Source organism: Gordonia hankookensis, from assembly GCF_014673215.1.
In the GTDB taxonomy this organism is placed as follows: Bacteria; Actinomycetota; Actinomycetes; order Mycobacteriales; family Mycobacteriaceae; genus Gordonia; species Gordonia hankookensis.
In genome coordinates this window covers 657,674-682,842 of record NZ_JACWMS010000003.1, presented here as the reverse complement: position 1 = coordinate 682,842, position 25,169 = coordinate 657,674, and the positions used below count along the sequence as shown (strand labels likewise).

24 protein-coding genes are annotated in these 25,169 nt (G+C 67.1%); 13 read left to right on the top strand and 11 right to left on the bottom strand.

Annotated elements, in window-relative coordinates; translation table 11 throughout:
• Positions 1 to 7: 7 nt before the first annotated feature.
• Complete coding sequence (sepH, locus tag IDF66_RS17600) at positions 8 to 1,009, bottom strand: septation protein SepH (protein WP_190267929.1); 1,002 nt, start codon at positions 1,007 to 1,009, stop codon at positions 8 to 10.
• Positions 1,010 to 1,329: 320 nt separating this feature from the next.
• Positions 1,330 to 2,475, bottom strand: a complete 1,146-nt coding sequence (gene serC / locus IDF66_RS17595; RefSeq protein ID WP_164307132.1) for a phosphoserine transaminase — start codon at positions 2,473 to 2,475, stop codon at positions 1,330 to 1,332.
• A 128-nt stretch (positions 2,476 to 2,603) separates the two neighbouring features.
• Here serC and IDF66_RS17590 point away from each other — a divergent pair, with 128 nt between their 5' ends.
• Genes IDF66_RS17590 through IDF66_RS17580 form a run of 3 tightly spaced genes read left to right on the top strand, consistent with a single transcriptional unit; the run spans position 2,604 to position 5,795 of the window.
• Entirely contained in the window at positions 2,604 to 3,269 is a 666-nt protein-coding gene (locus IDF66_RS17590; RefSeq protein WP_190267928.1) for a TetR/AcrR family transcriptional regulator, read from the top strand.
• Positions 3,253 to 4,164: an ABC transporter ATP-binding protein gene (locus IDF66_RS17585; RefSeq protein WP_190267927.1), complete on the top strand. Its 912-nt coding sequence runs from the start codon at positions 3,253 to 3,255 to the stop codon at positions 4,162 to 4,164. The genes IDF66_RS17590 and IDF66_RS17585 overlap by 17 nt, the downstream gene beginning before the upstream one ends.
• Positions 4,164 to 5,795 carry an ABC transporter permease gene (locus IDF66_RS17580; protein ID WP_223309726.1) on the top strand — a complete coding sequence of 544 codons (1,632 nt, stop codon included), beginning with the start codon at positions 4,164 to 4,166 and terminating at the stop codon, positions 5,793 to 5,795. The genes IDF66_RS17585 and IDF66_RS17580 overlap by 1 nt, the downstream gene beginning before the upstream one ends.
• A gap of 97 nt (positions 5,796 to 5,892) precedes the next feature.
• On the opposite strand, the gene IDF66_RS17575 is transcribed toward IDF66_RS17580, so the two are convergent.
• Positions 5,893 to 7,020 (bottom strand): citrate synthase 2, encoded by a 1,128-nt coding sequence (locus tag IDF66_RS17575; protein WP_164307129.1) that lies wholly within the window; start codon positions 7,018 to 7,020, stop codon positions 5,893 to 5,895.
• Positions 7,021 to 7,204: 184 nt separating this feature from the next.
• Between IDF66_RS17575 and pdxH the strand changes: the two genes are divergently transcribed.
• The 3 genes from pdxH to IDF66_RS17560 all read left to right on the top strand — a co-directional run bounded on the left by pdxH (position 7,205) and on the right by IDF66_RS17560 (position 10,435).
• On the top strand, positions 7,205 to 7,900 hold the full coding sequence (pdxH, locus tag IDF66_RS17570; protein WP_190268067.1) for a pyridoxamine 5'-phosphate oxidase: 696 nt from the start codon (positions 7,205 to 7,207) through the stop codon (positions 7,898 to 7,900).
• Entirely contained in the window at positions 7,900 to 9,168 is a 1,269-nt protein-coding gene (locus IDF66_RS17565; protein ID WP_190267926.1) for an MFS transporter, read from the top strand. The genes pdxH and IDF66_RS17565 overlap by 1 nt, the downstream gene beginning before the upstream one ends.
• A gap of 181 nt (positions 9,169 to 9,349) precedes the next feature.
• On the top strand, positions 9,350 to 10,435 hold the full coding sequence (locus IDF66_RS17560) for an isopenicillin N synthase family dioxygenase (RefSeq protein WP_164307127.1): 1,086 nt from the start codon (positions 9,350 to 9,352) through the stop codon (positions 10,433 to 10,435).
• Positions 10,436 to 10,457: 22 nt separating this feature from the next.
• On the opposite strand, the gene IDF66_RS17555 is transcribed toward IDF66_RS17560, so the two are convergent.
• From IDF66_RS17555 to IDF66_RS17545, 3 genes are read right to left on the bottom strand one after another with little or no spacing between them, the layout of a single operon-like run.
• Positions 10,458 to 11,489: an oxygenase MpaB family protein gene (locus IDF66_RS17555; protein ID WP_190267925.1), complete on the bottom strand. Its 1,032-nt coding sequence runs from the start codon at positions 11,487 to 11,489 to the stop codon at positions 10,458 to 10,460.
• A gap of 34 nt (positions 11,490 to 11,523) precedes the next feature.
• Positions 11,524 to 12,396, bottom strand: a complete 873-nt coding sequence (locus IDF66_RS17550; protein ID WP_190267924.1) for a 5-oxoprolinase subunit C family protein — start codon at positions 12,394 to 12,396, stop codon at positions 11,524 to 11,526.
• On the bottom strand, positions 12,393 to 13,067 hold the full coding sequence (locus IDF66_RS17545; RefSeq protein ID WP_190267923.1) for a 5-oxoprolinase subunit B family protein: 675 nt from the start codon (positions 13,065 to 13,067) through the stop codon (positions 12,393 to 12,395). Before IDF66_RS17545 ends, IDF66_RS17550 begins: the two co-directional genes overlap by 4 nt.
• Positions 13,068 to 13,154: 87 nt before the next feature.
• On the opposite strand from IDF66_RS17545, the gene IDF66_RS17540 reads away from it, so the two are divergent.
• From IDF66_RS17540 to IDF66_RS17520, 5 genes are all read left to right on the top strand, one after another.
• On the top strand, positions 13,155 to 14,156 hold the full coding sequence (locus IDF66_RS17540; protein ID WP_190267922.1) for a carbohydrate kinase family protein: 1,002 nt from the start codon (positions 13,155 to 13,157) through the stop codon (positions 14,154 to 14,156).
• A 10-nt stretch (positions 14,157 to 14,166) separates the two neighbouring features.
• Complete coding sequence (locus tag IDF66_RS17535; protein ID WP_164307122.1) at positions 14,167 to 15,513, top strand: citrate synthase; 1,347 nt, start codon at positions 14,167 to 14,169, stop codon at positions 15,511 to 15,513.
• Positions 15,514 to 15,593: 80 nt separating this feature from the next.
• A complete protein-coding gene (locus IDF66_RS17530; RefSeq protein WP_161060126.1) occupies positions 15,594 to 15,962 on the top strand; it encodes an FKBP-type peptidyl-prolyl cis-trans isomerase in 369 nt (122 codons plus the stop codon).
• Between the two features lie 32 nt (positions 15,963 to 15,994).
• Positions 15,995 to 17,296: a cryptochrome/photolyase family protein gene (locus IDF66_RS17525; RefSeq protein ID WP_317628747.1), complete on the top strand. Its 1,302-nt coding sequence runs from the start codon at positions 15,995 to 15,997 to the stop codon at positions 17,294 to 17,296.
• 42 nt (positions 17,297 to 17,338) lie between these two features.
• Positions 17,339 to 18,367, top strand: a complete 1,029-nt coding sequence (locus tag IDF66_RS17520) for an enoyl-CoA hydratase/isomerase family protein (RefSeq protein ID WP_190267921.1) — start codon at positions 17,339 to 17,341, stop codon at positions 18,365 to 18,367.
• On the opposite strand, the gene IDF66_RS17515 is transcribed toward IDF66_RS17520, so the two are convergent.
• From IDF66_RS17515 to IDF66_RS17495, 5 genes are read right to left on the bottom strand one after another with little or no spacing between them, the layout of a single operon-like run.
• The gene (locus IDF66_RS17515) at positions 18,333 to 19,538 is read right to left on the bottom strand and encodes an ABC transporter permease (RefSeq protein ID WP_190267920.1); all 1,206 of its coding nucleotides are present in this window, start codon (positions 19,536 to 19,538) and stop codon (positions 18,333 to 18,335) included. The genes IDF66_RS17520 and IDF66_RS17515 overlap by 35 nt on opposite strands.
• Positions 19,535 to 20,440, bottom strand: a complete 906-nt coding sequence (locus tag IDF66_RS17510; RefSeq protein WP_190267919.1) for an ABC transporter ATP-binding protein — start codon at positions 20,438 to 20,440, stop codon at positions 19,535 to 19,537. The genes IDF66_RS17515 and IDF66_RS17510 overlap by 4 nt, the downstream gene beginning before the upstream one ends.
• The gene (locus IDF66_RS17505) at positions 20,437 to 21,027 is read right to left on the bottom strand and encodes a hypothetical protein (protein ID WP_190267918.1); all 591 of its coding nucleotides are present in this window, start codon (positions 21,025 to 21,027) and stop codon (positions 20,437 to 20,439) included. Before IDF66_RS17505 ends, IDF66_RS17510 begins: the two co-directional genes overlap by 4 nt.
• Entirely contained in the window at positions 21,024 to 21,323 is a 300-nt protein-coding gene (locus IDF66_RS17500; RefSeq protein WP_164307116.1) for a helix-turn-helix transcriptional regulator, read from the bottom strand. The genes IDF66_RS17505 and IDF66_RS17500 overlap by 4 nt, the downstream gene beginning before the upstream one ends.
• A gap of 32 nt (positions 21,324 to 21,355) precedes the next feature.
• A complete protein-coding gene (locus IDF66_RS17495) occupies positions 21,356 to 22,507 on the bottom strand; it encodes an FAD-dependent oxidoreductase (protein ID WP_317628746.1) in 1,152 nt (383 codons plus the stop codon).
• A gap of 35 nt (positions 22,508 to 22,542) precedes the next feature.
• Here IDF66_RS17495 and IDF66_RS17490 point away from each other — a divergent pair, with 35 nt between their 5' ends.
• Both IDF66_RS17490 and IDF66_RS17485 read left to right on the top strand, forming a co-directional pair.
• Positions 22,543 to 23,274 carry an enoyl-CoA hydratase gene (locus IDF66_RS17490; protein WP_190267917.1) on the top strand — a complete coding sequence of 244 codons (732 nt, stop codon included), beginning with the start codon at positions 22,543 to 22,545 and terminating at the stop codon, positions 23,272 to 23,274.
• Positions 23,275 to 23,426: 152 nt separating this feature from the next.
• Entirely contained in the window at positions 23,427 to 25,157 is a 1,731-nt protein-coding gene (locus tag IDF66_RS17485) for a purine-cytosine permease family protein (RefSeq protein WP_190267916.1), read from the top strand.
• Positions 25,158 to 25,169: the final 12 nt, after the last annotated feature.

The window sequence follows — 25,169 nt, the reverse complement described above, 5'->3', positions numbered from 1 at the left end:
CGAGAGACTAGCTGTTGCCGTTGCTGCGGACGCCGAGCAGAACGTCTTCCCATGCGGGGACCGCAGGCTTGCGCGACTTGCGTCGAGGCTTCGTCGACGGGGCAGAGGCCTGGTTGTCGGTGTGCTCGCCGGAGGCGGTGGTGGCCGCAGGCGCCACGTCGTCGTCGCGTTCGGAGGCGTCCGCGGGCCGAGAATCGGGCTCTGTCCAGGTCGCGTCGTCGCGACCGCCGAAATCGATGGCGACCGTGCCGTGTTCGTCGTGGCCCGGCTGCTGAGATCCACCGCGGGTGCGCTGTGCATCGATCAGACGGTCGGCATCGACGGTCACCTCGTCATGACCGTCGGCGTAGGTGCCCGCGACCGGGTCGACCTCGGCATGTGGCGTCAGATCCGGGGTGGCCACCGGCGTCAGTCGCCTGCGCGGCGGAATGGCCTCGGGATGGGTCAGCTCGTCGGCGAGGTCGTCGAGCGGATCGGCCGTGCCACCGTGGGCGCCGGGCTGAAAGCGCCAGTGGGCGTGATTGTCGGTACAGCCGACGTGCCAGCCGACCTGTACCACCCAGTGGCCGTCGTCGCCCTTCCAGGCGTCCCATTCCACGTCCTGTTGGTTGTGGCCCATCGCGGTCAGGGCCTCGGCGACGACCTCACCGAGGGTCGAGACGGACGGGCCGTCTTCGCGGATCGGGTGCGACATCGAGGCCAGCTCGGTGGCCCGGGCGCGCTCGAGGAGGACGGGATGGGCGAAACGCTCGATCTTGTCGACCGGAACCCCGGCCAGTGCCGCGACCTCCGGCACACTTGCACCGGCCCGGATGCGGGCCTGTATCTCTCGCGGCCTCAGTGAGCTTTCCATTTCGATCTCGATCTGCCCCAATCGTGAGATGTCACCGCGTGCGGCGGCGCGGAGGCGCTCGTCGGCCGCGATCCGGTACTTCTCACCCGACTCCGGGTCCTGGCAGATCACATGGGTGCCGTCGGCCTCGACGCCGATGACGCGTAGCTCACGCATCTGCTCCTCCTCCAGTGACCACGAGTGCGGGCATTGGGGTCAGGTTAGACCACCGGTGGGTCGCCGAGCCGTGGGACACGCGGCAAAACCGCAGATCAGCAAGGCTGTGGCGCATGCTGCCACAGGGGCAGGTGTGTCACAAGTGACCCATGCGCCACCCTACGCTCATGCCTTCCACAGAATCCCGCCAACGCCAGACCCCGCAGCCGCGACGGTTTCTGTCATCCGCGATGCCCAAACGGGGGCGCGGATGACGGGAACCGTCGCGGCTGCGGGGTGGGGTGTGGGTTGGGTGGGGTGGGGTGGGGTGTGGGGGTGGGTTAGAGGGCGCCGACTACGTGGTCGATGCACTGGGTGAGTCGGGTGATGTCGTCCGGGTCGATCGCCGGGAACATGCCGACGCGCAGCTGATTGCGGCCGAGCTTGCGGTACGGCTCGGTGTCGACGACACCGTTGGCCCGCAGCGTCTTGGCGACCGCGGCGGCATCGACGTCGTCGTTGAAGTCGATCGTGCCGACAACCTGGCTGCGCTGCGCCGGGTCGGCGACGAACGGCGTCGCAAACTCGCTGGCCTCGGCCCACTGGTACAGCCGCGAGCTGCTGTCGGCGGTGCGTGAGACACACCAGTCGAGGCCACCCTGGCCGAGCATCCACTGGATCTGGTTGTCGAGCAGCAGCAGTGACGCGACTGCCGGGGTGTTGTAGGTCTGGTCCTTGCTGCTGTTGTCGACGGCGGTCGGCAACGAGAGGAACTCCGGGCACCACCGGTCGGTCTCGGCGATCTGCTCGACCCGTTCGAGGGCCTTCGGGCTCATCAGGGCGATCCACAGACCACCGTCGGATGCGAAGCATTTCTGCGGCGCGAAGTAATAGACGTCGGCGTCGGCGACGTTCACCGACAGACCGCCTGCACCCGAGGTTGCGTCGATCGCCACCAGTGCGTCGTCCGAGCCGGCAGGCCGGGTGACCGGCACCGCGACACCCGTCGAGGTCTCGTTGTGCGCCCACCCGATGAGGTCGATGCCACCGAAGTCGTCGGAGGTCAGCGCGGCCGGGTCGGGAGCGGTTCCGGGGTCGGTGGAGATCACCGATGGCGAATCCAGGAACGGTGCCTTCTTCGCCACGGTGGCGAACTTCGACGAGAACTCGCCGTAGGTCAGGTGCAGCGAACGCTGCTTGATGAGACCGAACGCCGCGGCATCCCAGAAGGCGGTGGTGCCGCCGTTGGAGATGACCACCTGGTACCCCTCTGGCAGGGCGAACAGCTCGGCGAGACCGGCGCGGATGGAACCCACGACGTTCTTCACCGGCGCCTGGCGATGGCTGGTGCCGAACACCGACGCGCCGGTGTCCACGAGGGACTGCAGTTGTTCGGGGCGCACCTTGGACGGACCGCAACCGAAGCGGCCGTCCGACGGCAGGAGGTCGGCGGGGATCGTGATCGGTGCGGTGGCGGTGTCACTCATGTAGGCGATTCTAGGGTTGTGGCGCCGACCACCCCCGTCGCGGTCCCTCGTGGAGGCGTCGCACCCGCGACGGTTGTCTGCCGCGCGGACCGTTGACCGCGGCTGAACATGCGTTTAATGTACTGAACATGCGTTCAACGGACGCCGGCGACCGGACCACCCGGGCCCGTCTGCGCGACACCGCCATCGAGGTGTTCGCCCGTGACGGGTTCTCCGCGACGGTGCGGGCGATCGCCGAGTCTGCGCACGTGAGCCCCGCTCTGGTGATCCATCACTTCGGCAGCAAGGAGAAGCTCCGGGCGGAGTGTGATGAACACGTGTTGCGGCGGACCCGTGAGGTCAACGAGTCCAGCATCGAAAGACGTCCGGGTGCACCGGCTTTCGACGGGATTCTGGCCAAGATGGACTCGATGGACGAGGACGGTCCCCGCATCGTCTACCTCATCCGCAGTCTGCAGGCGGGTGGCGACATGGCGCGACAACTCCTCGACCATCTCGCCGACGACGCCGAGGAGACGTTCCGTGGCGGGGTGGCGGCCGGCACGATTCGTCCCTCACGCGACGAGAAGGCAAGGGCCCGATACATGGTCGCCCAGTCCATGGGCGCGTTACTGGTGGATGTGGTGATGCATCCGCCGGACGACTGGTCGGACGCAGGCGCAATCCTGCGGTCCTACGTCGATCGCGTGGTGGTCCCCGCCACCGAGATGGCCGTTCACGGCGTCATGGCGGACGACTCCCTGCTCGACGCAGTCCTGGCATACCGAGAGGAACATGATGACCCGACAACATGATCCGGTGATCGACGTGACCGGACTGCGCAAGCGATTCGGTTCCTTCCAGGCCCTCGACGGTCTCGACCTACAGGTGCGTGCCGGCGAGGTGGCCGGTTTCCTCGGTCCCAACGGCGCGGGTAAGTCGACGACGATCCGGGTCGTGCTGGGGATGTACCGGCACGACGGTGGCCGGGTGCGGGTGTTCGGTGCCGATCCACTCGCCGACGCGGTGTCGATCCATCGGCGCCTGGCCTACGTCCCGGGTGACGTGAGCCTGTGGCCGCAACTCTCGGGCGGTGAATGTATCGACCTGCTGCTGTCGCTCCGCGACCTGCGGAGCGAATCTGCCACGCGCAAGGCCGAACTCATCGATCGATTCGAGCTCGACCCCACCAAGAAGGCGTCGACCTATTCGAAGGGCAACCGGCAGAAGGTCGCGCTGATCGCGGCGTTGTGCGCCGACACCGAGTTGTTGATCCTCGACGAACCGACCTCCGGACTCGACCCACTGATGACGCGCGAGTTCGCGGACTGTGTCGCCGCACGAGCCCGGAACGGGTCGGCGGTACTCATGTCGAGTCACATTCTCGCCGAGGTCGAGGAGTTGTGCGAGACCGTCACGATCATCCGTGGGGGGAAGACTGTCCAGTCGGGCACCCTCGCCGAGCTGCGGCACCTTCGTCGATCGCGCGTGACGGCGACGGTCGCGGGTGACGTGTCGGGCCTGGCGACCCTAGCGGACGTGCACGATTTCGAGTCCGACGGCGACGGTGTGACGTTCACGGTCGCCGACGGTGGTCTGGCCGCGGTCACGACCGCCCTGGCCGGACTCGACGTCCGAACCCTGGCCGTCGAACCGCCGAGCCTCGAGGAGCTGTTCCTGCACGCGTACGGGGACAAGGAGCCGGCGTGATGGCGACGATCGCCCCGGCATCGACATCGATCGGTGGCGGGCGCGCCCTGCTCGCGAAATCCGGCCGGCTCATCCGGCTGATGTCGCGCCGCGAGCGGTGGATCATCGTGATCACTCTGGTCGTCTTCCTGCTGATCAACCTGTCCACCGCCGCCACCATCGCCGGCTCGTATCCGACACCGGACAAGCGAGCCGCCCTGCAGGTCGGTGCCGGGTCGAACTCGGCCTTCCGATTCCTGCTCGGCCCACTGGACCACATCGACTCCGCTGCCGCGGTGACCGTGTGGCGGGCGGGGCTGTTCATGATCGCCGCTCTCGCGGTGTGCGCCGTGATGATGGTGGTCCGACAGACGCGGAAGGAGGAGGAACTCGGGCGCGCGGAACTGCTGCGCGCGGGCGCGACCGGACCATTGGCCTCCGTGTGGGCGGCGACCGTGGTGGCGACGGTCTTCTGTGTGGTGGTCGCGCTGGGGATGTCGATCATGCTGTTCCCGCTCGGGGCGAGCGTCGGCGACGTGATCGCGGTGTTCGGGCAGTACGCGACGACCGCGATGGCGGCCGTCGGAGTGGCCCTGGTGTCCGCCCAGATCGCGAAGACGTCGCACATCGCCAACCTGACCGCGAGTTCGATCGTGCTTGCCGGCTACGTGCTGCGCGGCGTCGCCGACGTCGACCACACATGGTCGTGGTTGCGCTGGATTACGCCGGTCGGGTGGGCCGAACTCATCGATCCGTTCGGCGCGAACAACCCGTGGCCTGCCGTCGCATCGCTTGCCGTCGCGGCGCTCGGTGTGGGTCTCGCGGCCCGGTTCGCCCTCGGCCGCGACATGGACGCGGGTGTGATCCAGCCACGTCCCGGGCCGGCGTCATCGGCGAGGTTGTCGTCGGTCGGGGCCGTCGCGATGCGGCTGTCGGGCTCGTTGCTCGTGTCGTGGATATCGGCAATCACCTTGTACGCGTTGGTCATCGGATTTCTCCAGCCGTCGGTGGACGAGTTGGCGGGCGACAACGAACAGATGCGTCGGGTGCTGGAGCAGTCCGGTCTGCAGGGCAGTCTGAGCACGTTGTTCGGCTCGACGATGATGACGTTTCTCGCCGTGGCGGCGAGTGCATGGTCGGTCAACCTGGTGACCCGGATGCGATCAGAGGAGGTGTCGTCGCGCACCGAGGTCCTGCTCGTCACACCGACGGCGCGTTCGCGATACCTGGCCGTGTACGCGGCGACCGCAGCCGTCGGGGTGGTGGTGATCCTCATCGCTGCCGCACTCGGGATGACGGTGGGTGACGGCGTGGCCGGTGGGGGTTGGAGCGCGGTGGGCGACAACCTCGCGGCCGCCGGAGTCCAGATCCCGGCTGCGCTGCTCGTCACCGGTGTCGCCGTCGCCCTCTACGCGATTCGCCCGATGCTGGTCCCGATCGGCTGGCTGGTGGTGATCGCCGCCCTGTTCCTCGGCCCGCTGTCGGGGATGTTCAGCCTGCCGCAGTGGGCGCGCGACCTCTCTCCCTTCTCCCACGCGCCCGCGGTGCCGCTGGAGCCGATGCACTGGCTCCCGATCGTGGTGCTGCTCGTCATCGCAGCGCTGTTCGCCGTCGCCGCGCAACTGGCCTTCCACCGTCGCGACATCGGCTGACGCCGAAGGTGCGGCCAGAACGGCGCAGCAGAACGGCGCAGCAGAACGGCGCAGCAGGAGGGGCAGGGCAGGAGGGGCAGGGCAGGAGGAGAGGGCGTCAGAGGCCGGGCTTGACCAGTTCGCCCCATCCGGCGACGTCTTCGGGGCGGCGTGGCGCCGGTCCGGTGTAGATCGCGGCCGGTCGGACGAGTTTGCCCAGGCGCTTCTGCTCGAGGATGTGTGCACACCAGCCCGCGGTGCGGCCGCAGGTGAACATCGCAGGCATCATGTGGGTCGGCACCTCGGCGAAGTCGAGGATCACCGCGGCCCAGAACTCCACGTTGGTCTCGATGGCACGATCGGGGCGGCGTTCGCGCAATTCGGTCAGGGCGGCCTGTTCGAGGGCCGCCGCGATCTCGTAGCGGGGCACATCGAGCTCCTGTGCGGTGCGGCGCAGTACCCGCGCCCGGGGGTCCTCGGCCCGATAGACCCGGTGACCGAAGCCCATCAGCTTCTCCTTGCGGTCGAGTACGCCCCGCACCAGGCCGCGGGCGTCGCCGGTCCGCTCGACCTCTTCGATCATCGGCAGGACACGGGCCGGTGCCCCGCCGTGGAGCGGGCCCGACATCGCGCCGATCGCTCCCGACAGCGAGGCCGCGACGTCGGCGCCGGTGGACGCGATCACCCGGGCGGTGAACGTCGAGGCGTTGAGACCGTGTTCGGCGGCACTGACCCAGTAGGCATCGATGGCCCGGATGTGGCGGGGATCCGGATCGCCCTTCCAGCGGGTCATGAAGCGGGCGGTGACCGTGTCGCAGTCGTCGATGACGTGCTGGGGGACGGCCGGTTGATGGATGCCGCGAGCCGACTGGGCGACATAGGAGAGCGCCATGACCGACGCCCGCGCCAGATTGGCGCGCGCGGTGGCGTCGTCGATGTCGAGCAGTGGCTGGTATCCCCAGATCGGCGCGAGCATTGCCAGCGCGGCCTGGACGTCGACGCGGACATCGCCGGTGTGGATCGGCAGCGGGAACGGCTCGGCCGGGGGGAGGCCGTCGCCGAAGCGGCCGTCCACCAGGAGCGCCCATACATCGGCGAAGGTGACGTGGTTCTCGACCAGGTCTTCGATGTCGACCCCGCGATAGCGGAGATTGCCGCCGTCCTTGTCGGGTTCGGCGATGTCGGTGGTGAACGCGACCACGCCCTCCAGTCCGGGGACGAAATCGTCGGGAACACTGTTCGCCATGGTGACCACCTATCTGGAAAACACGTCATCGTGGGCGGCGCTGTCGGTGATGTCCGGCGTACCGGACCGAGCACCCACTTGGACTGTAGGGCAGCCGCGCGCCCTGGGGTGTACTGGGGAGTAACAGGCGTGTCCAGGGAGTAGCCTCACGCAGGTGCCGGATGAACCGATAGACCTGCCGAACATGCGTGTCGGCTACGGCGGTGGCATTCCGCCCAACATCGGCGAGGGTGACCGGGCGGCAGGTGCCGACGGGATCCGCGAGAACCTGGATCCGAGTTGGTTGCGAGGCGATCCACCGTGGGTGGACCTGTTCACCGTCTGGCTGCGTGAGGCGATCGAGGCCCGGATCCCCGAACCCAACGCCATGGTGCTCGGCACGGTCGACGCCGACGGTCATCCCGCGACCCGTACGGTGCTCTGCAAAGGTGCCGATGCGGCAGGCATCGTGTTCTTCACCGGCTACGACTCGGACAAGGGGCGTCACCTGGCCGCCAATCCGTATGCCTCGGTGACCTTCCCGTGGATCGCACTCGAGCGCCAGGTCAATGTCCGTGGCCGCATCGATCACGTCGGCATGGAGGAGACCCACGCCCACTGGTTCAACCGCCCGCGTGGCTCGCAACTCTCGGCGTACGCCTCCGAACAGTCCCGGCCGATCGGCAGCCGGACCGACCTCGAGGCCAAGGCCGCGGCGGTCGCCGAGGAGTTCGGTGGCTTCGACGACGGGGCCGAGATCCCCGTGCCGTCGGACTGGGGTGGCTTCCGCCTGGTCCCGACGGTCGTCGAGTTCTGGCAGGGACGTGCCAATCGGCTGCACAACCGCGTGCGACTGACGTTGCTCGACGACGGCTGGCGGGCGGAAAGACTCCAGCCCTGATGGCCAGACTCCTGGCCGACACCGCGCCGCTGCGCAACACCTACTTCCGACGTCTGTGGCTCGCGAACATCGTCACCGTCATCGGTGCACAGCTGACCGTGGTCGCGGTGCCCGCGCAGATCTATCAGATCACCGGTAGCTCTGCATATGTCGGGCTGACCGGCATCTTCGGACTCGTCCCGCTCGTCGTGTTCGGCCTGTGGGGCGGCGCGCTTGCGGACGTGTTCGATCGCCGCACCCTGCTGATCATCTCGACACTGGGGCTCATCGGGTGCAGCGCACTGTTCTGGGCGCAGGCCGCGGCAGGTGTCCGTAATGTCTGGATCATCTTGGCGCTCTTCGCCGTTCAGCAGGCATTCTTCGCCGTCAACCAGCCAACCCGCAGTGCGGTGCTTCCGCGGCTGCTGCCGGATCGCGAACTGCCCGCGGCGTTGTCGCTGAACATGACCGTCATGCAGGCGGGCGCCATCGCGGGTCCGCTCATCGGTGGTGCCTTGATCCCGTGGCTCGGGTATTCACTGCTCTACCTCGTCGACACCGTCTTCCTGGTGCCGACGCTCCTCGCGGTGATCCTGCTGCCATCGTTGCGGCCAGAGGGCGACGACCGACCCAAGACGCCGGGTCTGCGGTCGGTCATCGACGGTCTCAAATACCTGGCAGGCCACAAGATCCTGATGGCGTCGTTCCTGGTCGACCTCATCGCGATGATATTCGGGATGCCCCGTGCGCTCTTCCCTCAGATGGCGCACGAGAACTTCGGCGGGCCGTCCGGCGGCGGCATCGCCTTCGCACTCCTGTTCACCGCCATCTCGGCCGGTGCCGTCGTCGGCGGCATCTTCTCCGGGTGGGTCAGTCGCGTCGAACGGCAGGGCCTGGCGGTCATCGTGTGCGTCATCGTGTGGGGACTGGCGATGGCGGGTGTCGGCGTCGCGGTGGGGTTCGCCGGCGGCACGTCGTTGCCGATGCTGCCCGTGGCGCTGGTCTTCCTCATGATCGGTGGCGCAGCCGACATGGCATCGGCGGCCTTCCGCCAGTCGATCCTGCTGGCCGCGGCGACCGACGATGTCCGTGGTCGACTGCAGGGAGTGTTCACCGTGGTGGTCGCCGGTGGCCCGCGGATCGCCGACGTCGTGCACGGTGCCGCAGCTGCGTCAATCGGGGTCGCGGTGACCACCACAGCGGGCGGTCTGCTGGTCGTCGCGCTGACCATCGTTGCCGCTCTGGCGATTCCGGCGTTCGTGGCGTATCGGGTCGGCCAGCACGCCTGAGCCCGAAAAGCGCCCCAGAGTTGCACCATGTGCAGGTGCACCATCGACGACACGCCGGTGAACCCCTTGCTGGGCGGGCGCATTTATGGGGCGGATTCCGGGAATGCTCAGTTGGCATGCCCGACACGCACGGCGTCGGCGCATATGCGCTGATCGGCGAGGTCGGCGATTCGATGCCACTATGGGTGCCATGAGCGCGGTAGTCGACAACCCCGCGGGCACCTTTGCGGTCCCCATCATCGACATCACCCCGTACACCGGCAACGGAAGTGCGGCCGATCGTGCCGTCGTCGCCGACCAGATCGACCACGCCGCCAGTGCGGTGGGGTTCATCCAGATCGTCGGGCACCAGATCCCGTCTGTGGTGATCGACGAGTTCACGGCCGTGATGGACGACTTCTTCGCGTTGCCGCTGGAGCGGAAGAAGGCCTACCGCACCCCGCCGGAGATCAATCGTGGCTATGCGCCACCGAAGTCGGAGTCGCTGTCGCTGAGCCTGGGGGTCGAGCCGGCTGATCGGATGAACGACTTCTTCGAGGCGTTCAACGTCGGGGTGGAGGCGGCGACCTACCCGGATCTGGAACTGCCGGAGGATCAGTACGCCGGCAACACCTGGCCTGCCGTCGATCATTTCGAGGCTGCGGTGTCGGCGTACTTCGCCGAGGCCGCACGGGTGGCGCACACGCTGACCAGGATCTTCGCCGACGCGCTCGACCTGCCGCCGGACTTCTTCGACAGCTACACCGACCACTCACTCGACGTCCTGCGGATGAACAACTATGCCCTGCCGCCCGGCGAAGTGGAGCTCGACGGCGAGCTGACCGGGATGGGGGAGCACACGGACTACGGCATCGTCACGGTGCTGTGGGCCGATCAGGTCAAGGGCCTGCAGGTGCTCGATCGCGCCGGGGTCTGGCACGATGTCGAACCCGCCGACGGGGCACTGCTGATCAACCTCGGTGACCTGATGGCGCGCTGGACGAACGAGCGATGGATGTCCACCCTGCACCGCGTCAAGCCGCCCGTGGTGGACGGGACCGTCGAGCGCAGACGATCAGCCGCGTTCTTCCACGACGGCAACATCGATGCCACCATCTCCACGCTGCCGTCCTGCGTCGGCGCCGGGAGTCGCTACTCGCCGATCACGGTGGGTGAACACATCGGCGCCAAACTGGCCGGCTCACGTGCCGGACAATCGAATCCGTATGCCCGTCGGGAAGCGCAGCGGGTGCGGCAGGCGATGCGCCGGGGGTTGGGGCAGCAATAGGGCATCGGGTCGGGAGAGGGTGTCAGACCTCGCTGACGCGGCCCGGATAGGTGGCCCGCCGTGCGGCATGCACCGGGCAGTAGTGCATCGGATTGTCGCGTTCGGCTTCCGGTGGGAGATTCCGAGAAGGCGTTTCCACGAGGGGTGCGTCGGGGGCCACCCGCCCATCGACCCGATCCCATGCGTCGCGCGGACGTGGATGGCGCAGAAAGCGTTTCGGGAGCATGCGGTGCATCACGAGGTTGATCGTCCGACCGAGCAGCCGGAAGCGCCGCTCGTCACGCTCGGTCCACGGCAGCCCCATCATCTCGCGGATCGGCTCGTCGTAGAAACCGGTGGTGAGCCAGGTGAAGAAGCGCTGATTGGTCTCGGCCATGTAGCGGAACCACACCGACTCCGGGATGAACCGCAGGAAGGGTGGCGGCGGCAGTTGTCCGATGTCGAGAACCGTCCGTACAGCTGGATGATCGCGAAGAACATTGCGGCACATGTGGTCCCAGTATTCGAGGAAGTCCTCGTAGGTAGCGGGAACCGGTCGCATCGAGACGCCGTACATCGCATACCAGGCCTTGGACTCCTCGAAGAGCTGACGCTTCTGATCCTCGGTCAGCCACGGGCCGAAGCGTTCGCAGAGTCGCACATTGCCGTACCAGAACGTGGCGTGCGCCCAGTAGAAGACATCGGGGTCCAGCGCGTGGTAGCGCGTGCCGTCATCCATCTGGCCCTTGATGTCCCGGTGATAGTCGCGCACTTCGCGGCCGGTCGCGGTGCCGCCGTCGAAGACCACGCCGCTGATGGGGTAGAGCGAGCGCATCAGTCGCTGCCATCGTTCGCCGAAGAAATCGGAATGCTCCCAGACCGCCGCGCCCAGCTTCGGATGCATGTTCTGCATCGAGCCTGCCCACAGGCCCTGGAACATGCCGGTCCAGGTGCCCCAGATCTGCCACGTGAGCGAATCCGGTCCGAGGGGTGCGTAATCCTCGGGCCGCGGTGTCGGGTCACCGTGGGTTCCGTCGGTCGTGGCGTCCGCAGATTTCGTCAGCACCTCGGTCATGAGACGAAAGTCTAGGATCGTCTCAGCCGGGGTGTCAACGACGATGGAACCGGATCCGTTGTCCGGCGACCAGTTGGGCGGCCTGGTCGACTGCGCTCGGGGTGAGCACCGCGATGACCGGATAGCCACCCGTCACCGGGTGATCGGCGAGAAAGATCACCGGTCGTCCGCTCGGTGGGACCTGGACGCCACCGTGCGGCACGCCTTCGGAGGCGAGTTCGGGTGCATCGGCGCGATGGACGACGAGCGGGTCGTCGGAATCGGCCGGTCGGTCCAGTCGCACTCCGACGCGGTTGCTGTCCGGGCTGACCGCCCAGATCCCGTGCGCGAGGTTCCCGGCGTTCTCGACATGTTCGCGACGCGGACCGTCGGAGGTCTCGAGCGAGACCACTCCGGGCTCGCCGTTGTCGACCGGCGCGGCGGAGATCGCGGGCCACGGAGCGGTGGCGCGTCCCACCGGCAGTTCGACGTCGGCAGCGAGCGGTTCGGGCCCGAGCCCGGAGAGGGTGTCGGTGGAACGGGAACCCAGTACCGCAGGCACGTCGAAACCGCCGCGGACGGCGACATAGTTACGGCAGCCCCACGCGGGTGTGTCGATGGTGAGCTCGGCCCCGTCGGGTAGGGGTACCGCCGCGGCATTGCCGACCGGAGATCCGTCGACGCGGACCTCCGCACGCGCACCGGTCACGGCGATCACCAGGGTCCCGTGCGCGCGAATCCGCAACCCGCCCAAGGTGGTCTCGATGACCGCCGTGGATTCGGGATTGCCGACGAGTCGGTTCGCCAGCGTCAGCGATGATCGATCCGCGCCGCCCGAGCCCGGCACGCCGAGATGCGCATACCCGGATCGCCCCAGATCCTGCAGGGTCGACAACGGGCCCGGGTCCACCACGGTGACTGTTCTCACGGCCGGGGTCCTCGCGATCCATCGCCTGCGTCGACGAAGTGGACGAGTGATCCGGGTTCGAGAACTGCCGGCGGAGTGTTGTCTTCGTCCCACATCGACCGATCGGTGTGTCCGATCAGGTGCCACCCGCCGGGGCTGGCCCGCGGGTAGACGGCACTGTAGCCGGCCGCGATGGCGACGGCACCCGCCGGAACCCTGGTCCGAGACTCGCTGCGGCGGCCGATGTCGCGAAAGGGGTGAGGCGAGTTCTGTTGTGGGACAAGATAACCGAATCCGGGGGCAAATCCCATGAACTGGACCTGCCAGGTGGTGTCCCGATGGATCGCGGCGACCTCGTCGGTCCCGAGATCGAGCAGCCCGGCGACGTCGGCGAGATCCGGTCCGTCGTAGGTGACCGGGATACGGATCTCGGACGTGGTCGCGTCGTCGGTGTCGTCGCCGGTCGCGGCGGCACGCAGTGCGCGATGGATACCCAGCACGTCGACCCCGCGGCCGCGATCGGCCTGCACCAGCAACGTCTGCGCGGTGGGGATCAGCTCGGTGGCGTTGAGGTTTCCGGCCTGTACCGCACGCCGCAGTGCCGCCGACGCAGAGGCGACAGAGCGCAGCGGCGCTCTGTCGGTGGCGAAGTCGAGCAGCACCGCGTCGGGCCCGGCGGGTAACTCTCGCATGTGCACAACCTACCGTTGCGTCGACGGAAAGTGCCGGTGCAGTCGGCCGTCGATGGCAGGATTGTCGGCAACTCCGGAGGTGTCCTGATGCGTGAGATCGTGATCTGCGGCGAAGCCCTCGTCGACGTCGTCGCGGCCCGCGCGCCGGTCAGTGCCGGCCGACTGGCCGCGTTGCAGCCGGCGCTCGGTGGCGGACCGTTCAACGTGGCCGTGACGCTCGGCCGGCTGGGCAGTGCCGTCTCGTTGTGCACGGCGGTCTCCACCGACACCTACGGCGACGCGATCGTCGCGGCCCTGCAGGCCAGCGGTGTCGGAACCGGCCACCTGCAACGGCGTGACGAGCCGACCTCGCTGGCGCTCGCGACGATCGGTACCGACGGCGCTGCGCACTATTCGTTCTACGTCGAGGGCACGGCCGACCGTCTGGTCCGGGATCCCGGAGCCTTCCCGCAGACCGTCTCCGCGGTGTGCTTCGGAACACTGTCCCTGGTTCTGGAACCCGGTGCGTCGGTGTACGAGTCGCTCCTCCGTCGCTGCCACGACGAGGGACGGCTGGTGGTGATCGACCCCAACATCCGGCCGGCGGTGATCGCCGACCACGACGCCTACCGCCGTCGGTTCGCGTCCTGGATGGACGCGGTGGACATCGTCAAGCTCTCCGACGAGGATGCCGACTGGCTCTCTGCAGGCCCCTCGGGTACCGGGCCGTCCGACTGGCTCGCCGCCGGCGTCACTGCAGTCATCACGACCGCCGGACCGGCCGGGATCACCGTGACCACCGCTGCGGCGGCGGTCACATCGCCCGCCCCGAAGGTGCAGGTCAGCGACACGATCGGAGCGGGGGACAGTGTCGTCGGCGGGGTGCTGCGCCACCTGGAGAACCTCGGTGCGCTCTCCCCGCGCGCCGTGGCGGAACTGAGCGCCGAACAGTGGCTGGCGACCGCGGAGTACGCAGGTCAGGTGGCTGCCATCACCGTTTCGCGGCCGGGCGCGGACCCTCCGTGGGCGGGCGAGCTGCGAAGCGACTACGTTGATAACCAGCAGCATCCTTACCCGGATGTGCGTAGTACAAGACTCTCACCTGAGTAAAGGGGTTCGTGTGTCCGCTGAAACAGTCCCAGCTGACAAGGCGTCGGATGCGGCCCGCGCCGGAGGCGCAGCTGAAGAAACAGCGACGTTCACCTACCCCGGTGGTCAGCTGGAGCTTCCGATCCTGAAGGCCACCGAGGGTTCTGACTCGGTCGGGCTGGGCAAATTCCTCGCCGAGACCGGCCTGACCACCTTCGACGGCGGCTTCGTCAACACCGCATCCACCAAGTCGGCGATCACCTACATCGACGGCGAAGCGGGCATCCTGCGGTATCGCGGCATCCCGATCGACCAGCTGGCCGAGAAGTCGACCTTCATCGAGGTCAGCTACCTCCTCATCTACGGTGAACTCCCGACGCCCGCGCAGCTCGAGGACTTCACCGACAAGATCCGCAGGCACACCCTGCTGCACGAGGATCTGAAGCGCTTCTTCGACGGCTTCCCGCGCAACGCGCATCCGATGCCGGTGCTGTCGAGTGCGGTGAACGCACTCTCCGCCTACTACCAGGACTCGCTCGATCCCAAGGATCCCGAGCAGGTCGAGCTGTCCACGATCCGGCTCTTGGCGAAGCTGCCGACGATCGCCGCCTACGCGTACAAGAAGTCGGCCGGTCAGCCGTTCCTCTATCCGGACAACTCGCTGAGTCTCGTCGAGAACTTCCTGCGCATGACGTTCGGCTTCCCGGCCGAGCCCTACGAAGTCGACCCGAAGGTCGCCAAGGCCCTCGACATGCTGTTCATCCTGCATGCTGATCACGAGCAGAACTGTTCGACCTCGACGGTGCGTCTCGTGGGATCGTCGCAGGCCAACCTGTTCACGTCGATCTCCGGTGGCATCAACGCGCTGTGGGGCCCGCTGCACGGCGGTGCCAACCAGGCGGTGCTCGAGATGCTCGAGGACATCAAGCAGTCCGGCGGGGACACCCAGGCCTTCATGAACAAGGTGAAGAACAAAGAAGACGGTGTGAAGCTCATGGGCTTCGGGCACCGCGTCTACAAGAATTACGACCCGCGCGCCGCGATCGTCAAGCAGACCGCCGACGAGATCCTGGAATCGCTTGGCGTGCAAGACGATCTGCTCGACATCGCGAAGGGTCTCGAGGATGTCGCGTTGAACGACGACTACTTCATCGAGCGCAAGCTGTACCCGAATGTCGACTTCTACACGGGCGTCATCTACCGTGCAATGGGCTTTCCGACCCGGATGTTCACCGTGCTGTTCGCACTCGGCCGCCTGCCCGGATGGATCGCGCACTGGCGTGAGATGCATGCGGATCCGTCGGGCAAGATCGGCCGCCCGCGTCAGCTGTACACGGGCTACACCGAACGCGACTATGTGAACATGGGTCAGCGCTGACGCGCCGGAAGGCCTGAGATCGGCGCCACGTGCGCCGATCTGACCAGAAACCTGATCCGACGACTCAAAGGAGAGTCCCGTTGACCAGCACAGAGAAGCCCGTAGTCGAATTCCCGGAAGGCCCAGCTCCCGCCGAACTGCAGGTCAAGGACCTCATCGTCGGTGAAGGCGCCGAGGCGCAGAGTGGTGGCGTGGTCGATGTGCACTACGTCGGCGTCGAATACGACACCGGCGAAGAGTTCGACTCCTCCTGGGACCGCGGCCAATCGGCGAACTTTCCGCTCGACCGGCTCATCCCGGGATGGCAGGAGGGTATCCCCGGCATGAAGGTCGGGGGCCGTCGACAACTGACCGTGCCGCCGCAGCTCGCATACGGTCCCGCCGGGGCCGGCCATCGACTCTCGGGCAAGACGCTGGTGTTCGTCATCGATCTGCTGGGCGTGGGATAGCCGCTCCGGCAGACGAGCGAGCGGGCGGGTTGGTGCCGTCGGCACCGTCGGTGCTATGGCTCAGACGCGATCTGCGTCTGAGTGACCTTCCGCCGCTCATCGCCGCCCATGACGGCGGCGACCAGATCCTGACCTGTTTCGTCGTGGACCCGAGGCTTGAGAAGTCCTCGGGGCCACGACGTCTCAGTTTCCTGTACGACTCACTCCGCGAACTCGACGACAAGCTCTCCGGCCGCCTGCTGGTGGTGCGTGGCAGACCGGAGGAGGAGATCCCGCGGCTGGTGGCCGCGGTCGACGCCGCGTCCGTCCATGTGAGCGACGACTTCTCGCCGTTCGGGCGACGCCGCGATGCAGCCGTCGCGGAGGCGCTCGGGGAGGTTCCCCTCGAGGCCACCGGTTCGCCATATCTCGTGTCACCCGGTCGGGTCACCAAACCGGACGGTGATCCGTACAAGGTGTTCACCCCATTCTTCCGGCAATGGCGCCACCACGGTTGGCGGCATCCCGCATCGTCCACCGTGGGCGCTTCGGACCTGTTGGACCCCAGCGACATTCGTCGTTCCGGACGTATCCGGGTGCCGGCCGCCCCGACGAGACTCGAACTCCCCGCCGGCGAGGACGCTGCGCTGGCGCGCTGGTCGGAGTTCGTCGACGCCGACCTCGATGAGTACGAATCAGGCCGCGACCGACCCGATCTCGATGTCAGCAGCCGGATGTCTGTCTATCTGAAGTTCGGCAACATCCATCCGCGGACGATGGCCGCCGACCTGGGCCGGTCGAAGGGCGCTCAGGCCTACCTCCGGGAACTCGGTTTCCGGGACTTCTACGCCTCGGTGCTCTACCACTGGCCGGACAGCTTGTGGCACAACTGGAATCGTCAGTTCGACGACATCCGACTCGACACCGACCAGGACGCGTATCGGCGCTTCGACGCGTGGAAGCAGGGCCGGACCGGATTCCCGATTGTCGACGCCGGCATGCGTCAGCTCGCCCAGACCGGTTTCATGCACAACCGCGTCCGGATGATCGCGGCATCGTTCCTGGTCAAGGATCTACACCTGCCGTGGTGGTGGGGTGCGCAATGGTTCCTCGACCAGCTCGTCGACGGAGACATGGCCTCCAACCAGCATGGCTGGCAGTGGGCGGCGGGCACCGGAACCGATGCGGCGCCGTACTTTCGGGTGTTCAACCCGGAGACCCAGCAACATCGGTTCGATCCCGATGGCGAGTACGTCCGGCGGTGGGTACCGGAGGTCGACGACGACTACCCGGCACCCATCGTCGACCACAAGGCGGAGCGAGAAGAGGCCCTTCGGCGGTTTCGGCAGATCTGATGTCGATCGAGCGCCGGTCCGGCGCCGCACTAGGCTGACAACGTGATCTCGACCCCCGACCCGTTTGTCGCCGACATCTCCGACGATGCGGCCTGGGCCGGTCTTGCCTGGTCGTCGGACCGCCACGTCGAGCCCGTCCGGATCGGATTCACGACCGGGCCGCTCCCGACGGTGGACTGGGCGGTGCTCGGCGAGCGATGCGATGTGGTCTATGCCGATCCCGACGCCGAGGGCGTGCACCGAGCGGTGATTGGGGCCGGCGAACCCGAGGTCGCCGCCCGCCGACTCGCCGACCACGTCGCCGACAATCCGCAGGCCGCGACGACCTTGGCTGCGGTGCTACGGACCGGTACCCAGGTATCGGTCAGGCAGGCGCTCGACATCGAGTCGTGGGCGTACTCGACCTTGCTCGGCGGAGACGAGTTCGCGGCGTGGCTGACCCGGCGCGGTCCGCGTCCGCTGCCTCCGGCGCCCCGGGTTGCTCCGGTGACCGTCGACCGTGATGCCGGACGGCTGACGATCGGCCTGAACCGGCCGGAGCGTCGCAACGCCTTCGGTGCGGCCCTGCGGGATGCGCTCGTCGAGGCGCTCGACGTCGCGGTGCTCGACGACACGGTCACGGAGGTCCACTTGCGTGGCGCTGGTCCGGTCTTCTGCGCCGGCGGCGATCTCGACGAGTTCGGGACCACGCCGGATCCGGTGCTCGCCCACTTCGTTCGCACAGCCGGCGGGGCAGGCGTGCGCATTGCGGAGATCGCCGATCGGACGACGGCATTTCTGCACGGCGCATGTGTCGGTGCGGGAATCGAGCTGCCCGGCCTGGCCGGGCGGGTGGTGGTCGATCCAGGAGTTGCGATCCGCCTGCCCGAGGTGAGCATGGGTCTGATCCCGGGCGCCGGAGGTACCGTCGGCATCCCCCGACGGATCGGCCGCTGGCGGGCCTTTCACCTCGCGGTGACCGGCGTCGCCGTCGGCGCGGAGACCGCTCTGCGGTGGGGGCTCGCCGATGAGATCGCCGACGTCGTGCCCGTCGACGTCAGCGCGCGAGGGACAGGGCCTCGGACCACCTGACGCGGGTGCCGGTCCGCAGGATCGACCGCTGGTAGATCCGGGATGCGAACCAGGTGGCCGTGGCACAGGCGAGCACCATGAGTGCAAAAGTGACGACGATCTGGACCGTCGAGGTGTCGCCGGTGGCGATCCGGACCGGCATCAACGCGGCGCTGAACGGTGGTATCCAGGTGAGCACCTGGATCACGGTGGAGTCGAGGGCCTGAATGCCGAAGATCCCGGAGTACATCACCGCCATCGCCAGGATGGTCAGCGGCGCAGAGCTGGCGTTGAGTTCCTCCTGACGGGACACGAGCGCACCCGTCGCCGCGTAGAGCGTGGCGAAGAACAGGAATCCCAGGACGAACCAGGCGATCACGGCCGCGAACATCCCGATCGCTGCCCCCGGGATCGTCAGCAGTCCGGTCACCCGACCCGCGATCACTGCAGTGGCGCCGAGCAGCAGGACCTGTGCCATCGCGATGGCCCCGATGCCGATGATCTTGCCCCACAGCAGATGCAACGGCTTGATCGTCGCGAGCAGCAACTCGACGACTCGCGACGTCTTCTCCTCGACGACACCGACGGCGACCATCGAGCCACCCATCATGATGGCGGTGATCAGCAGGATGGTGCCGACGAGTGCGATCACGATGCGTTGCCCCTCGTCGGGCTTGTCGGGAGTGGTCTGTTCGACGGTGATCGTCGCGCGGGGGAGGGAAGCGGCGTCGACGCCCCGTGCGGCGAGCGAACTGGTCAGGCCGACCTGCTCCACCGACGACCGCAGGACACCGTCGAGGGTCGGACTGAGACCGCTCTCGGAGACCGCGACATACGAGTTCGGTGCGATACCGGGTACGAGAGCGGCGGTGAGGTCGCCGTCGGCGACCCGCGAGCGGGCCTCCGCCGCCGAGGCGACCGAGACCACGTCGACCGAAGTGCCGGTCGCCGAGCCGAACTCCTCGATGGTCTGGGTGAGTGCGGCGTTCTGGCCGACCACGCCGACGCGATCTGCGTCGTCACCGCCGCTGAGCGCCGACCAGACGACGGCGCCGACGATGATCACGACCATCAAGAGCCCGGTGCTGATCAGGAACGACCGGGTTTTCGCACGGGTGGCGATCTCCCGTTCGGCGACCAGCCAGATCGACTGCACGGCACCGGCTCCACCTGGTGACATGGGGGAGTTCATGCGGCGACCACCTCTCGGAACAGTTCGGTCAGTGACGGGGTCGTGGTCGCGAAACGGTGGACCGGGCCCACGCGCAGGGCCGCTGTGAGGATCGCCTGGTCGTCTGCGACAGCCGGGTCGAGTCGTAACGTCGTCAGATCGGCCTCGGTGTCGTAGTCGGCCTGCACGACGCCAGCGATGCCGTCGGCCCACCGGGTCCGGGTCGAGGGGCCGGCGATCTCCAGCATCACCCCGTCGCGTGCGCGGAGATCGTCGACCCGTCCCAGCGCACGCATCTGGCCGCGCGCCACGATGCCGACCCGATCGCACAGGCGCTGGACGAGATCGAGCTGATGGGAGGAGAAGATCACCGGGATACCCTCGGCCGCTTTCTCTTTGAGTACATCACTCATGACGTCGACCGCCACCGGGTCGAGTCCGGAGAACGGTTCGTCGAGCACCAGGACGCGGGGATCGTGGATGAGGGCCGCCGCGAGCTGCACGCGCTGCTGATTGCCCAGACTCAGATCGCCGACATCGTCGTTCACCCGTTGCTCGACCCCGAGCCGGTTGGTCCACCGTGAAACGCTCTCACGGGCTGCGGCGGACGACATCCCGTGAAGTCGGGCGAGGAACACGAGCTGTTCGCCGACCTTCATCTTGGGATAGAGTCCGCGCTCCTCGGGCATGTACCCGATGCGTCGACGCGTCTGCAGGTCGATCGGATGATCACCGAGGCGGACGCTGCCGGCATCCGCGGCGAGGACGCCGAGGATGATCCGCATCGTGGTGGACTTGCCCGCGCCGTTGCTCCCGACGAAGCCGAATATCTCCCCGGGTGAGACCTGAAAGGTCATGTCCTGCAGAGCGATCAATTCGCCATATCGCTTGTGCAGTCCGTCGATGATCAACGCCCCGTTCATCTGTGGCTCCGTTCTGTCTCACTGGTCACGAGGTCTTCGGGGTCGGGATCGTTCATCCACCACGCCGTGAGCATCGTCGGGAGCGCCACTGCGATCGCCACGAGGGTGATGAGCAGAATGCCGGTCCCGTACACCGATTGGCCGTTCACGCTGTCGTGTGTGCCAAGGACGATGAGGATCGCGTACGGGATGAACATGAGCGTGTAGAGGACGAAGAACCCGACGGACCTCGCCGAATTCCGTTGGGCGAGCTGGATCTCGTCGAGCGCGGGTACCGGGGTGCCGGCGATCGACCCGGTGACGATGCGCAGGGCATATTGCACGAGGAGCGAGCCGATCACCCCGACCACGAACGGGATCACGAACCACATCGCCGCGAACGACGTGACGGCGCCGACGAGGGCTACCACGAGGGCGGACACCTGGAGCAGGACCAGTTGCCGGGCGCCGCGACGAGTGCGCCACGAGTTCAGCGCGCCCGCATGTTTCTCGTTGAAACGGAGATGGCGCCCGGCCCGCCACTCGTCGTAGCGCCGCCACAGGGCGGGGGTCGCGTCCTCCGGGATGGCCGAATTGGGGTCCCTCATCGTGCTCCTCCGCGATCGGGTTGTGTGTGGTCGGCGACCCGTGGGTACAACTCGGCCGACATGGCCCCGAACTCGCGGCGGCTGAAGACGGCCTCGACCGGCAGGTCGAAGACCGCGCAGATGCGGAACGCGAGGTCGAGGCTGGGGTAGTTGTCGCCACGTTCGAGGGCGCCAACGGACTGGACGTTGACGCCCACCAGTTCGGCAAGGTGTGCTCGCGACATCTTTCGCTCGGCGCGTAGGACGCCGATGCGGTTGAAGATCGGGAGCTTCTCACCCCGTCGGACAGGACTCACCTATCCGATTGTTTGGAAAACACAACAAAATGTCAAGCGGTGCCACGAACGCCGAGCAACTCCGCGACGTTGCGCGCTGCCGCGCGGCCCGCCCGGTTGGCTCCGATCGTGGACGCCGACGGCCCATAGCCGAGGAGTTGGATCCGTGGTTCCGCTGCGACGGTGGTGGCCAACCGGCCGGTCATCGTGATCCCGCCGCCCGGCCCGCGCAGGTGTAGCGGGGCCAGATGGTCGAGCGCGCTGCGGAATCCGGTGTTCCAGAAGATGACGTCGACGTCCAGCGTGTCCTCGCCGCTCGTGGCGTCCACCTCGCAGTCCCAGCACACGCCGGTCTCCGTTATCCGGGTGAACATCGGGCGCCAGGTGAGGATGCCGTCATCCTGCGCGGCCCGGATCGCCGGTGTGAGGGCCAGCCCGGTCACCGAGACGACCGACGTCGGCGGCAGCCCGGCCCGGACACGTTCTTCGACGCGGGCGACCGCCCGTCGGCCCTTGTCCGGATCGAACGGCGTCGGGTCGAACGTCGGCTCGGTCCGGGAGCACCAGAACGTCTGCACCCCGGGCGCCCTGCGGGAGATCTCGATGAGCAACTGGATCGCCGAGATACCGGCCCCGACCACGAGTACCCGTTTGCCCGCGAACTCCTCGGGTCCGACGTAGTCATGCGTGTGCAGTTGGCGGCCGCGGAAGTCGCCGATCCCGGGGACGTGCGGGATGAACGGGCGTTCCCAGGTGCCCGTCGCGTTGATGATCGTCCGGGTCGTGATGGTCCTGCGGTCGCCCAGGGACACGACAAAGCCGCCGTCCCCTGACTCGGTGTAGAGGTGCTCGACCGCGCGGACATCGACGGGCCGATACACCCGAAGGCCGAACCTCTGCTCGTACTTGCCGAAATACTCCGGGACGGCGGTCGCGGCGGGAAACGTCTCGCAGTCACGTCCGAGTGCCTCGACGAGTCCGTATCCGGGCAGGTCGTGGACGCGATTGGCAGCCGCGAGTGTCAGCGTCGGCCAGCGGAACTGCCATGCACCGCCGGGACCCCGGGCGTGGTCGAGGAGCTGATAGCGATCGCCGAGGGAGAACCGCTGCAGGAAGTAGGCCGCCGACAACCCGGCCTGCCCGCCGCCGATCACCACTACGTCACAGTCGTCTCGGATGTCGCGGTCGTTGTCGGGAGTGCCCACACTGCGCAGTCTGTCACCTCGGTAGGCTTCGGCACATGATTCACTCGTCTGCAGAAGGTGCAGTGGTCAGCATCGAGCTCGACCGCCCCGACAAGCGCAACGCCCTCGACGAGGCCATGGTCTCTGAGCTCGCTCGGGCATTCGTCGATGCGGTGGACGGAGGTGCGCGGGCGATCGTGCTCACCGGGAGGGGGCCGGTCTTCTGCGCAGGCGCCGATCTCTCCGGTCCGGTGTACGACCCGGCGTTCCTGGACAAGCTCGTGACGACCCTGCAACAGATCGAGGCGACGCCCGTCCCGGTGATCGCCGCGCTGAACGGCTCGGCGCTCGGCGCGGGTCTGCAGCTCGCGATGGCTGCGGACCTACGCGTGATGGCTCCTGATGCGATGGCGGGCATTCCGGCCGCGAAGATCGGTGTGGCGGTGGATGAATGGACGATCAAGCGGTTGTCGTCGATCGTCGGGACCGGTCAGGCGGCCGGCATGCTCATCGGATGCGATCCGCTGTCCGCGGATCGTGCCCATGTACTGGGTTTCGCCAACCGCATCGGCGATCTGACCGACGCCCGACGCTGGGCCTCCGACATCGCCGACCTCGCGCCGCTCACCCTCCAGCACTACAAGCTCGTCCTCAACGGTGACGGTGCGCGCGACGAACCGCCGTTCGAGCGGGCGGCGGCGATGATGCGCGCCTGGGGCAGCGACGATCTCGCGGAAGGTCGTGCCGCGCGGGCGGAAAAGCGTACCCCGAACTTCAGCGGACGCTGAGGAAAATCCGGCAAAACGGGCTCCTTGCCAGGCCGGTGTGGGAGTTTTCGTACCCGAAACATTCCGGTCAAGTGATCGAAATCGCCCGTTTCTACCTTCACCGAAGATGTCCTCCGGTCCGGAGTGCGCACGAAACCTGGTGAGGGAGCGGTATGTCGAATGAGTCGGTCCACGACGGGGTCGGGGAGTTCGCCGACCACGTCGGTGATGTGGAGAAGGCCGAGGGGGGAATCATCGCCACCGGCCCGCAGGCTGCGGCCATGCGCGAGACGCTCGAGGATTACACCCTCCGATTCGCGCCACGCAGTTATCGCAAGTGGGGTCCGGGTGTGGTGGCCATCTCGGCACTGGGTGGCATCGCCTACCTGGCCGACTTCGCCATCGGCGCGAACGTCGGCATCGCCAACGGCACCGGAAACGCGTTGCTGGGCATCGGATTCTTTGCAATCGTGATCGTCCTGACCGGGTGTCCGCTGGCCTACTATGCGGCTCGCTACAACATCGACCTCGATCTGATCACGCGCGGAAGCGGATTCGGATACTACGGGTCGGTCCTGACGAACGTGATCTTCGCGTCGTTCACGTTCATCTTCTTCGCCCTTGAAGGGTCGATCATGGCGCAGGGCCTCGAACTGGGTCTGCACATACCGCTGTGGATCGGCTACCTCCTGTCGTCGGTGTTGATCATCCCGCTCGTGATCTACGGGATGAACACGCTTGCGAAGCTGCAGGTGTGGACGACCCCGCTGTGGCTGATCATGATGGTGTTGCCGTTCCTGTACCTCGTGATCAAGCATCCGGATGCCATCGGTGACTTCTTCGCCTTCAGCGGCGTCGACTCCGACGGCCAGCCCCTCGGCAAGGGGGTGAGCTTCGCCGGGACGATGCTCGCCGCCGGTGTCTGTCTCTCGCTGATCGCCCAGATCGCCGAGCAGATCGACTATCTCCGGTTCATGCCGCCCCGCACCCCGGAGAACTCGCGCAAGTGGTGGATCGCCACCATCACAGCCGGGCCGGGCTGGGTCTTCTTCGGCGCCATCAAGCAGATCGTCGGCCTGTTCCTCGCGGTCTACCTGATCGGCATCTCGGTCGACAACGCCGGCATCGCGAACCAGCCCGTGCATCAGTTCGTCGAGATCTACCAGGACTTCCTGCCGCACTGGCTCGCCCTGACGCTGGCGGTGATCCTGGTGGTCATCAGCCAGGTCAAGATCAACGTGACCAACGCGTACTCCGGGTCGCTGGCATGGACGAACAGCTTCACCCGCGTCACGAAGACCTATCCGGGACGACTCGTGTTCCTGTTCTTCAACGTCGCGATCGCCATCGTGCTGATGGAGGCAGACATGTTCAGCTTCCTCAACAACCTGCTGAACTTCTACGCCAACTGCGGTATCGCCTGGGTCGTCGCGGTGGCATCGGACATCGCGATCAACAAGTACCTGCTGAAGATCTCGCCGAAGCAGCCGGAGTTCCGGCGCGGCATGATCTACAACGTCAACCCGGTCGGCTTCGTGTCGCTGATCGTCTCGGCGGGTGCATCGATCCTGGTGTACTTCCACGTCTTCGGCGACGCCATCCAGCCGTACTCGCCGCTCGTCGCGTTGGTACTGGCCCTGATACTGCCGCCGATCATCGCGCTGTCCACCAAGGGCAAGTACTACCTGCGTCGTACCGATGACGGCATCGACATCCCGATGTACGACGAGCACGGCAACCCGACCGACGAGAAGCTGATGTGTTGCGTCACCGGGATCGAGTTCGAGCGCCCGGACATGATCGCTTCCGCGGTCCCGGGACCGAACGGGGAGAAGCAGTACATCAGTTCGCTGGCGTTGTCGTGCGACAAGACCGGTGAGCACGTGCTGCCGGCGCAGGCGTAACGCGTTCGCGGT